Source organism: Saccharopolyspora sp. NPDC002578 (assembly GCF_053592695.1).
Genome location: NZ_JBSFWJ010000040.1, coordinates 49140 through 59305 on the forward strand (window position 1 = coordinate 49140; position 10166 = coordinate 59305).

Below are 10166 nucleotides of genomic sequence, written 5' to 3' on the forward strand. Positions count from 1 at the left end.
GCACTCCACGACTCATTCTTCGATGGCCTCGAGCACGACCTCGATCCTGCGCTCAGGACCCGAATCGTCATCGGCGAAGTGAGTGACGCGGAAATTCCGCCCTGCAACCACGAGCGTCTCCCTCTCGAACTCGAATCCGGAAAGATGTTGGACCGAGACCCCATCGGGAGTCTTGATCGTGAACTGGACGAAGGCATGCGTTTCCGGATGATAGCCCTTGGGCTGGAAGTCGCTCCGCTCCGGGCTGCAACTGACGAACGCGTTCTCCGTCACCGCGTTCCCGGGCGCATAGCGCTTGGCGAAATCATCGAGCGACGTCAGCGGAACACCGATGTTCCGACCCAAGGACACCGGCGCGGCCGACACTTCCCCGGATTCGATCAGGTTGGCCCGCATCTTGTTCAACCCCGAGGTGAGAACTCGTCGGTATTCTTCCTGCCCCGGGAGCTTCTCGTAGTCCGGATGCCCCTCCTCCACCGGAGGATCACCATTGCGCAGACGTTCGTTGAGCTGGTAGCAAGAACCACCCGTCGGACTGTTCGCACCATCCATGGTGTAGCTGCGCATCGCCGTCAGCTCGACATCGGTGACACCTCGCAACGCGACCGGATTCTTCAAGCGCGCCATGACCAGCTCTTCAGAATCGAGCCTCCGATAAGGACGGCCATCTCCGTAGCGCTCCAGGATGTCGCCGAACCGATCAATATCCTGGTCACGGGCGATGAACCCTGCCGTTCCACTACCCGTCGGCGTCGCGAATTCAGCCTCCGCGATCTCTCGTGCCCGCTCCTCCCGAGCCAGAGCTCGCGCAGCGAGCTCCTCGTCCGTGTCCGGTGTGACGCCGAGGGCGTCCGCGATCTTCGAGTTCCCGGACGGCGGCTCCGGCACATCAGGGGCCGGGTCGATGGACGGCTCGGACTTGTCGAGTTCGAATCCGATGTAGGGAGCGGATTCCTGCTCCGCCGTCGCCTCGGAACCCGAGAAGTGGCTCTCTTCCGACGTGGCCCCACCGAGCTGTGAGGAACCGTCCGGTTCTCCGTCCCCAGCATCGTGACGCGGCGGCGGAAAATCGGCGGTCGTCGCGGCCTCAGGCGAACTTCCCGGGCGCGGAGTCGAATCGAATGAGCGATGCTGCGGACCGCCGCCTGAAAGATGCGCACCGTTCGCGGAGCCTGCTTGCGGGAATGCGCTTCGGTGCGGCGCCGGGGGCGTCCCCTGCGGACCGGACGTCACGTTCGGCCTCGGTGGGCGGTCCCCACCGGACGTGTGCGGCCGTCCGTGTTCGGGGAACGCCCCGCCCTGGCCTGTCTGCGGCGCGTGCGACGGGGCGCTCGATGCCATCGGCGGCCGCGGCGCCGGCTGGTACGGCCCTTGAGCCCGTGGAAGGGCATGCGGTGCGAGCGGTGACCACTGTTGGGGAGCGGATTGCGGTGGCCTCGGCGCCGCCTGCCCACCAGGTCCTGCGGCGTGCGGTGCAGGACGGGACGACGGGTGGGAACGGGGCGCCGGTGGTGCTTGCGGCGGTGGCTGCATCGCGCGGTGCTGCGGGTGCGACGGTGGTCTTGACGGAAGCGCCGAAGGGCCTTGCTCGTGTCCCCCGTGTCGGCCGTCACCGCCCGGAGCGTGCGGAGGCCCGTTCTGGAAGCCCTGCCCTGGCGAGCGCGGAGCACTCGGCGGAGTGCCGTGCCCCTGGCCGAACTGCGTGGGGTACTCGCCCGGCCGCGGTTGTGCCGGCTGGGCACGGAACTGCTGCGGTGGGAACTGCCGGTTCAAGTGCGGTGGCGCTTGACCAGGCCACTGATGGGGCTGCGGAGATTTCTGGGCCGCAGGTGGCGGTGGCTGATGTCGCCTGGCCCACTGCTCATGCGGATCGAGCTCGTCGTCCTTCTTCCTCCTGAACGGCCAGATGCTGCGGCGTTCCGCTGCTTCGGCTTGGTCGCCGAAGCGGACCCATTCCGGTTCGTGGCCCGGCGGGTAGGGGCTGTCGTGGACGGCCGTGGTGCCGTCGGGGCGGAAGGCGGTCCACTGGCCGGGTTCGTCGAAGCGCGGTTGCGGGGCACCGGACGCGTCGGGGGTGAAGGACGCGCGGTCGTTGCTGGCGTAGATGTTGCCGAAGTTGTCGACCCAGGCGTCGGTTTTCGGGGCGACGACCTCGACGCCGAGTTCCTTCGCGAGTTCCTGCGCGAAGTTCGGCGTGCCGTCGCCGGTGTCGGCGCCGGTGCGGCAGGCCAGCAGGCGGACCGGTTCGCCCGGCTTGTAACCGGGTGCGGCCTTGATGACCTCGGCCAATTCCTTCGCGTCCAGGTCCGTGCCGCCGAGTCGCACCCCGTGCGGGCCGCCGTGGACTTCGACCGTGAAGCGCTTCGGGTCCACGGCCGGTCGCGGCAGCTTCTGCTGGAACTCCGCCTTGTTGAACACCGGTCCGGAGTGCCGGACCATCGAGATTCCGGCCGTGGTCGCGCGGATGTGCTGGACGTCGGTGCCGAGCTTCGCGTGCAGGTCCTCGGAGATGTCGAGCCTGCGGAAGCGCCTCCCGTCGACGTTCCAGCGGTGGTCGAACCGCTTCTCGTGGGGGATCGGCTCCTCGGCGGCCATCGACTCGCTGGTCGAGTGCTTCGGCTGCTCGGGTGCGGCCGGTTGTGGTCGTTGCGGGGCGCGCGTCGGTTCGAGCGGCGCGGATTGCGCCTCCAGGCGCGGCCGACCGGGTCCCCACGCCGGGGTCGCCGCGCCTCGGACGCCGCCGTAGTGCTCGGGTCGGACCGATCCCCACTGCGGCCCGTCCGCGCCGTTCGGTCGAGGTGCCGGACCGCCGTGCGGCACCTGCGGGCTCCCGACACCCCGCGGAGTCGGCGCGCGTGCACCGGAATCGGCATGCGCGACGCGTGGCATGTCGGGGCGTCCGCCGGGAGCAGGGGCGCCGTCCGAGCGCGGCCCCCGGGGAGCGGCCGCAGCCGGGTGCGGACCGCGCACCGGTGCTTCGCCTGCGCGGAACGGGTGTTGCGGACCGGCGGCGCGCGGGCCGCTGCCGGGTGGGAGGGCGTCGGGACGCGGCTGTGGCGGAGGACCGTCCTGCCGCATCCGAGGCGGAGCGTCCGGGCGCGAGCCGCCGTGCGGCGCACCGCCGGGGCCGCGCGGGAAGTCAGGGCCGCGCGGGGTGCTCTGATGAGCGGCGCCTGGCCTGCCCGGCGCCTCCGGGCCGCGCGGTCCCGAGTTCCCGCCCGCTTGACGAGCGGCGCCGGGGCTGCCGGGTGTGCCGGTCCAGCCACCGGAGCCTGGGCGTGCTCCCCCGGCGGGGGGTGCCGCGCCGCCAGGGCCTCCTGCGGCGGCCGGGCCGCCACCCCCGGGTGCGGCCTGCGGGTCCTGGCGCGGCGTGTTCGGCGCGGCCGGCGCCTCCGGCCCGGACGGCTGGGGACGTGCGGGCGCCTCCACTCCGGAGGCCGTGGTGGAGGCCGGACGGCTCGGTGCCTCCGCGGACGAACCCGGCGATCCGCCCGCCGCATGCCCACCACCGGAGGTCGGGTCACCTGCCCGCGAACCACCGGCCGGGTCGCCCGCCGCGGAACCACCGACGGCCGACGGCTGTCCACTGTGTCCGCCAGGCGCCGGAGCGTCCGCTCGCGGCGAACTCTCCGGGGCACCGCCGCCCGCCGCCGGACCGTGCGCACCGCCGCCCGCCGGACCGTGCCCGCCCTGCGCGGGCGCACCGGCGCTCGGCGACCCCGGATGCGCGGCGGCACCCTCGTCGGCCCGCGCCGAGCCGGACACGTCAGCACCACCGGACGCCGCGCGCGAGGAACTCCCCGCCTCACCACCGGAAACCGGCGAGAAGTCCGAATCCGTCGACCGCGGCGGGGCGCCCGGCGCGGAACCACCCGGCGCCGACAGATCGCCGCCGGAATCCCCTGCCCCACCACCGGAACCGCCGGGCATGTCCGGCCCGAACTTGGCCTGGTGCTTGCCGGCGACGTCGGTGCCGAAGACGTCGTCGACCCTCCGCCACGCCTTCTCCGCCGCCTTGTCCGCGATCTTGCCGGAGACGTCGAGCTTGTCGGCGGCCTTCGCGGCGAACCGCCCGGCCTGGGCCGCCTTCTCGCCGGCCTGCTTCCCGCCCTTGCCGAGCAGCCGCATGATGTCGCCGAAGGCCTCGACCATCTTCGCCATCTTCGGCGAGACGTTGCTGATGGTCTTCAGCAACTTCTGCACGACGTCGGAGACCTTGGTGACGGTCTTGGCGATGAACGCCACCGCCTGCGGCACCACCCACGCCAGCGAGACGACCGGCGGCGCGCACGCCTCCAGCGCGTAGGTGATGAGCCGGGAGATGCAGTCGGCGATCAGGTCCCGCACGAAGTCGCGCACGAACGACACGACCATGCCCATCGCCTCGACGACCGTGCCGATGGTCTCCGCGAGCTTCCCCGCGCCGGTCAGCGCCTCGCCCTTCTCCGCGGCGTGCCGCCGGTAGGCGTCGCCCGCGGCACCGGTCCACTGCGCGGTGTCGGCCCGGACGGCCTCGGAGTACCCGGTCGCCGCCGTGTTGATCGAGACCGCGACCTGCTGCCACTGCTGCGCGTACGCCTCGACGCCCTGGGGGTCGCCCGCGAACCAGTCCAGGGCGTCCTGCAACGGCTGCACGTGCTCGATCAGCCACGACAGGCCGTAGGACAGCAGCGTGCCGATGGGGTCGACGACGACGCTGACCGCTTCCATCGCCAGGCCGCCGTAGGCGAGGCCGGACTCGATCCAGCTGGAACCGTCGTTGAGGCTGGTGACGTCGTGCCAGGACTCGGCGATGCCGATGCCCTTGATGCTCTCGGGTGGTTCGGCGGGGTCGGCGGCGTTCTGCGCGTTGCTGAGCGGGTTGGTCACGCCTGCATACCGCCGAGCACGTCCCGGTTGCCGTCGTCGGCGGACTGGTAGTCCTCGGCCGCGGCGCGGACCTCCTGCGCGGTGTCCCGGATGGCCTTCGCGGCTTCCTTGATCGTGTCGATCCCCTGCTGCTCGGCCTGGTCGACCATCCACGCGAACGGCCGGCACAGGATTCCGTAGGCGTCGTTGTCCATCGACACCTGCTCGGAGGTCCGCACCGCGCCGTCCAGCTCGTCCGCTACTCCGTCCACTTTGGACGCGTGCGCGCGCAGGCTCTCGATGACGACGTTCATCTGCTCGGGCATGTCGGTTCTCCCCCGGTCAGCGCAGGAACGAGCCGCGGCTGAAGTCGTCGTCGTCGAAGTCGTCCGGCGCGCGACGGTTCGGCTTGCGCGCAGGACGCTGCGGCCGGTCCTCGTCGGTGCCGATGCGCATCTCCTGGACACCGGGCCGCTTCGGCGGTTCCTCCGGTTCCTCGGGCGCCTCCGGGAAGAACCGGGTCGCCTGGCCCAGCATGTGCCGCACGGCCTCGTCGTCCTCGCCGACGGTGTCCGCCGCGGCCTGCCGCATCCGCTCGGGGAGCCGGGACTGCGCGAGCTGCACGACCCGCATGATCTCCGCCGAGAGCTTGGTCATCGGACGGTTGCCCGCGTTCTCGGCGAGCACCAGGTCCTCGAGCATGCCGCTGGACCCGACGGTCACCTGGACCGCACCGTCGCGCGAGCGCTCGGTGACGGAGAGCTGCTCGATCTGCGCCTGCATGCGGCCGAACTTCTCGGCCTTCTCCGTCGCCCGCTCCTGCCACTCGCGGACCATTCGCTCAGTCGCGCTGATGTCTTCGGGCAACGCCGTCTCCCGCAATGCTCGCGGTCGCCACCCGTGGCCGACGCCCACGCACCGCAACCGATCTTCTCGTGCGGCGGGAACGGTACCAACGCCGACGCGGACGGCGGTGCGGATCACCGCGTTCGCCGCTGTGTCCCGGATCTCCCCGGGCGCCGCCGTCCACACCGGAGTCCGGGTGCGGTGCCCGCCCGCGACGCGATCGCCGCGGGCGGCTCGGGACGAACGGCTCAGCTCTCGCCGTCGTACGCGGGCTGCGGGCTGTGGATGCGACGCGGAGACGGTTTCGGCGCCGGGAACGCCGCGAGCGGCTCCGGTTCGGTGTCCTGCGCCCGCGGCGCCGCGGCGTCGGCCTCCGACGGCTGCTCCGGCACTCCCGGGTCCTCCACCGAGCCGACCGCGGGCAGCAGCGCCGTCGGCGGATCACCCGGGTCGGGCCGGTCCTCCCCGGAATCCCGCCGGTCGTTCCGGTCCTGCTGCTCACCGCCCCATGGGGCGCCCTCGTCGGCCGCTTCGCTCAAGCCGCGCCGATCGTCCTGCACCGGCAGCCGCCGGATCGGGTAGCGCTCGTCCCACTCCTCGTCGGCCGGGCGTTCGCTCGCGGGCGGTTCCGGGTCGTCCGGGTCGTGGGCCAGCGAGTCGCCGAACTCGGCGACGCAGTCCAACGCGATCTGCTCGACGACGTCGCGCAGCTCCAGGTCGGCGAGCCAGCTCACCGGCAACCCGCTGACCCCGATCAGCGCGCCGACGATGTTGCCGCAGATCGCACCGGTGGAGTCGCTGTCGCCGTCGTGGTGCACCGCGATGCGCAGCGCCTTCGCCACGTCGTCACCGCCGGCGAGCGCACCGCACACCGCGATGGCCAGGGCCTGCTCCCCGACCCAGCCGCCGCCGAGCGTCTCCGCGATGTCCTGCGGACCGGGCTCACCCCGTTCGGCCAGCTCCACGGCCTGCTTGAGCAGCGCGCTCGTCTCCTCGTGGCCGTCCCAGGTCTCCAGCACCTGCAGCGCCAGCCACACGCCGTCGTCGAGGGTCTGGCCCAGCAGCGCCTGCTGCACGATCACCGCGAGCGCTCCCGCCGACAAGTAGCCGGAGGGGTGGCTGTGGGTGAGCGCAGCGGCCCGCGCGGCCAGTTCGAACGCCACCGGCGGATCCGGCGAGTACATCGCCATCGGCGCCGAACGCATCACGCCGCCGCAGCCCTTCGAATCGTTGATGGGCTCGGTGAGCGACCCCGCGGCCTGCCCGTCGCCGAACCGCGTCAGCGCCCGGAAGATGGTCTTGCCGGGGGCGCGGGCGGCGAACAGGCCGGGGACCTCCACCAGCCAACCGTCCGGTTCCGGGTACACCGCGCGGAACGCTCCCGCGGCGGCCTCCCACTCGACGCCTTGGGTGTGCAGCCAGCGCTGGTACGCCAGTTGGATCTCCGGCAGCGGGTCGGTGCTGCCGAGGGTGCGCCGCGCGATGCCGCCGCGGATCAGCCCTTCGGCGCTGAACAGCGTCATCTGCGTGTCGTCGGTGATCGCGCCCTGCACGCCGTAGGCCTCCCGCAGGCCCTGCGGGCCCGCGGAGCCGAACTTCTCGGTGATCTGCTCGGCGGTGACGAACTCCAGATCCGACCCGAGCGCGTCGCCGAGCGCGCCACCGAGGAAGCAGCCGAGCACCCGCTCGGTCAGCGACGGCGCGACCTCGTCGGTCGTCTCCGACTTCGCGTGCCCGCCGGAGGCGGCCTTGGTGGCGCGCGCGTCGCTCACCGGCGCCTCCGGCTCGGCAGCGCGGTGCACCGGCGCTTCCTGCTCGGTGGGCTGCGGCGCCTCCGGTTCCGGCACTTGCGGCGGCTGGACCTGCTGTTCCCGCGGTTCCGGTGCGACGTCCGCGCCGCGCTGGTCCGGTTCCGCGGCGTTCGGCACGGGGAGTCGCTCGGTCCCGGGCCCCTCGGCCCGAGGCGTGTCCGAATCCGCCTCGGGGAATTCCACCTCGGCCGCTTCGCCCTGCTCACCGGCGTCGGGAACGTCGTCGGATGTCCACCGCCTGCCGTGCTCGTACGGCTGCCCGGCGGGTGCTTCGTAGGGCTGCTGCGCCGCAGGCGGCGGGCCCTGGGGCGCTTCCGCTTCCTCCACCGGCGGTTCCGGTTCGGCGACCGGGATGCGGCCGGCCTCCTCGGGCCGCAACGAGACGAGCTTCGCCAGCCGGGCCAGCTCTTCCCGATCGGTGCGGTCGGTGGACAGCGAGAAACCACCGGCGCCGAGGTCGGGCATCGGCCGGGACTCGTCGGCGTCGTCGACGGGCCGGTGCGCGGCGAGCAGCGACAGGTCGGTGCGGTCGGTGGTCTGGGTGAACGAGTTCGCCGCGGGCCGCTCGGGTTCCGGGGCGGGCTCGGGTTCGGGCTCCACCGGCCGCGCGACCTGCTCGGGCTCCCCGGTGCCCGGTTCGCCGAACTCCAAGGAATCCGCGTGGGACTCGATCTGACCGAGATCGATGATCATGGTGGGGTCGTTGCTGCCGTCCACCGAGCGGACCGGTTCCGGGCCTCTGCCGCTGTCCACGGTGGTCACGTGCTCAGGAGCGCCGAGCTCCCGCGGGCCCGCGGCCTCGCGCCGCGGATCACCGACGTAGCGCTGCGCCCACTTCGGCAGCGGGGGCGGCGGGGGCGGCGGCGCGAAGGCCTCCGCGGCGTCCGCGCACAGGGTCTCGATGATGTCGCCCAGTTCGAGTTCGTCGCGCCACCGCGGCGGAATCGCCTCCGGCCCGTACAGGGCTCCGGCGAGCTGACCGGCCATCGCGCCCGTGACGCTGCTGTCCGCCGACACGTTGACGGCCATCACCACGGCGTCCGCGAAGCTCCCCGTGGCCGCGACCGAGGCCAGTGCGGTGCCGAGCTCACCGGGCTTGTGCTCCGTGTCGAACTCCGCGTCCAGTTCGGCGGGCTGCGGGCGGCGGCCGTCGCGGGTCGCGAACATCGCCGCGTGCACCGCCCTGCGCACCGCGGCAGGCCCCTCCACGCCGCTGTGCAGCGAGCTCAGCCGGGTGTCGGTGAGCCCCACCGCGTCCCACAACCCGATGTCGCCCTGGATGAGCTGGGTCAGGACGTCCGCGTGGAACCCGGCCGCCCCGTGCACGTTCAGGTCGTCGGTGAGCAACCGAGCCACGTCGGCGCCCGCCGCGAACACGCGGTCCTCCGAGGTGCTCCACACCATCGTCGGCGCCGCCCACACCGCGCAATCGGCGAATCCGGGGCGCACCACCGAACCGAACCGCGAGTCGTGGGTGGCCTGCGCCGGGGGCTGCGTGGCGAGCTTGCCCAGCCCCGACAGGGCGCCACCGGCCGGATTTCGGGTGGAGAACAGCTGCGGCGTCTCCAGCAGCCACCCGCTCGGCTCCGGGTGCGTCTGCAGGTAGCCGGACATGGCGTACTCCCACGGAACGCCCTGCGTGTAGAGCCAGCGCAGGTGGTTCGTGCGGATCACGGGGGTCGGTAACCACTCGGCGGATTCACCGTTGACCGCACGGGCACGCAGCAGCGCCTCCAGGGTGAACACCGCGAGCTGGGTCAGCTCGGTGACGCCGCCGCGCCTGCCGAACACCGGCAGGTAGTCCGCGACGCCCTGCTTGCCGAACCAGTGCTGGATGTCCCAGGCCGAGCGGGTGCGCACCCCCGCGCCCAGCGCGTCGCCCACGGCACCGCCGAGCAGCGCGCCGCGGAACCGGTCCGACCAGCTCAACGCGCGCGGCTCTCGCCGCGACACCGCCGAACCGTGCGTGTTCGCGAACCACGAGGTGTCACCGGTCATCCCCAGTCTCCTGTCGGGTCACCGTGCGGGGCAACGACGCGCGCCATGCGGTCACGAGCCGTCGGTCGCCAGGGCCGCCACACCGTTGAGGCGGATCATGTCCGAGCACTTCCCGGACGTCGCGGCCGTTCCGGTGGAACGGCGTCGATCCCGTTGACCGCACCCCGCAATGTTGCCGCACTTGACCGACACCGATGCCGACTCCCCCGAATGATCGAACGGCCGGGTGTCGCGCGCCGCGGAACGTCGGTGGCCACGACGGGTGCCGCCGAGATCGAGACGTTGCTCACGACGCGATCACCACGCCCGATGCGCACCGCCCGGCCCCCGCCGCCGGGCTCACCCGACACCGATCCCGGCCCGCCACAAGAACCGCCGATCCCCCACCCACCACCGACTCCCCCACGCCGGCGCACCCCCGAATCCCGTCCCCCGAAGCCCCGCACACCCCACCAACCGCCCCCAAATCACCTGATCGGCTGACCAACGCAAGTCAGTACCCAGTCCCGGCTTTTGATCAGTGTCCTGTCAGCGACGAAGTCGCTGAGCAGCGACCACCTACGCAGATCGACCACCCGCGGGTTCTCAGCTGTCTTCTCGCGAGGACAGCTTTTTCCCTCGTGGCGGAGCCACTCGGGAAAAAGATCCCGCAGCGAGAAGACA

5 protein-coding genes are annotated in these 10166 nt (G+C 72.3%); all 5 read right to left on the reverse strand.

Going from position 1 to position 10166, the window contains the following annotated elements:
* Positions 1-12: 12 nt before the first annotated feature.
* Positions 13-4869: a hypothetical protein gene (locus ACWD38_RS19385; RefSeq protein ID WP_450124602.1), complete on the reverse strand. Its 4857-nt coding sequence runs from the start codon at positions 4867-4869 to the stop codon at positions 13-15.
* Complete coding sequence (locus ACWD38_RS19390; protein ID WP_184476309.1) at positions 4866-5174, reverse strand: type VII secretion target; 309 nt, start codon at positions 5172-5174, stop codon at positions 4866-4868. Before ACWD38_RS19390 ends, ACWD38_RS19385 begins: the two co-directional genes overlap by 4 nt.
* Positions 5175-5190: 16 nt before the next feature.
* Entirely contained in the window at positions 5191-5715 is a 525-nt protein-coding gene (locus ACWD38_RS19395) for a YbaB/EbfC family nucleoid-associated protein (protein WP_450124603.1), read from the reverse strand.
* A gap of 227 nt (positions 5716-5942) precedes the next feature.
* Positions 5943-9503, reverse strand: a complete 3561-nt coding sequence (locus ACWD38_RS19400) for an ADP-ribosylglycohydrolase family protein (RefSeq protein ID WP_450124604.1) — start codon at positions 9501-9503, stop codon at positions 5943-5945.
* A gap of 467 nt (positions 9504-9970) precedes the next feature.
* The coding region (locus ACWD38_RS19405; protein ID WP_450124605.1) for a hypothetical protein at positions 9971-10166 on the reverse strand (196 nt) is incomplete at its 5' end.